This is a genomic window from Oleiphilus sp. HI0066 (assembly GCF_001635725.1).
In genome coordinates this window covers 1-1,112 of sequence record NZ_LWFH01000349.1, presented here as the reverse complement: position 1 = coordinate 1,112, position 1,112 = coordinate 1, and the positions used below count along the sequence as shown (strand labels likewise).

General features: G+C 43.1%; 1 protein-coding gene. It reads left to right on the top strand.

Features of this window, described 5'->3' with window-relative positions:
• Positions 1-341 precede the first annotated feature (341 nt).
• Positions 342-1,112 (top strand): DNA topoisomerase (locus A3738_RS05050; RefSeq protein ID WP_231876536.1); only part of this gene is annotated, 771 nt, incomplete at its 3' end.

The window sequence follows — 1,112 nt, the reverse complement described above, 5'->3', positions numbered from 1 at the left end:
TATGTAAACTGCGCCTCTTCTCTAACTTTCGCCTAGCCTGAAACCAAAATTTCTTGATGCTTGTAGCTACTAAGTTTAAAGCGCGTTTCGATTAAACAATCGAAATCTAAAAAAGCACGGTTTATCCGTGCTTTTTTGCGTTTAAGTGCTTGATGATTTTTTTGTCTGTTTGGAAGTAAAAATGATGGCTGATGCAGAAAAAACTTTGCAAGAGCTTGACCACTCAGCTACAAATCAATATATATGTTGCGCTAAATTTGCGTTAGGTACGCCTCTAACCATATGTTGAAAGCGTAATTGTTTGCTTTCCTTTTTCTATTTTGAGCTTTTTTTGGAGTGATATGGCTAAGTCTCTAGTCATCGTGGAATCGCCTGCCAAAGCGAAAACGATTAATAAATATCTCGGTTCGGACTTCATCGTTAAGTCAAGTGTCGGACATATTCGAGACCTTCCTACCTCTGGTGGCGCTTCGACATCTACGCCTGCTGAGCGAGCAAAGCAAGCGGCTGCAACACGCAAAATGAGTCCCGATGAAAAAGCTGCATATAAAAAGAAGAAGAGCAAAGATCAGCTGATTAATAGAATGGGTGTTAATCCTGAAAAGGATTGGGCAGCACATTACGAAATCCTTCCCGGTAAAGAGAAGGTGGTAAATGAATTAAAGAAGTTGGCTAAGAATGCCGAAACTATCTATCTCGCGACGGATTTGGATAGAGAAGGAGAGGCGATTGCTTGGCACTTAAAAGAAGCGATTGGTGGCGATGAGTCTCGCTATCGACGTGTGGTATTTAATGAGATCACTAAGAAAGCGATTCAAGAAGCGTTTAAGCAGCCAGATGAGTTGGATCAAAGCCGAGTAAATGCTCAGCAAGCGCGACGCTTTCTAGATCGAGTAGTGGGCTTCATGGTGTCTCCGTTGCTATGGGCTAAGATCGCTCGTGGTTTGTCTGCCGGGCGAGTACAGTCTGTTGCTGTTCAGCTTATTGTTGAGCGTGAGCGTGAGATTCGAGCATTTGTTCCAGAAGAATACTGGGAAGTGTTCGCCGGTTTGAAGGCATCTGGAAAGGGCGATGCACGTTTTCAAGTTTCTAAGTATGCAGATAAGGCATTT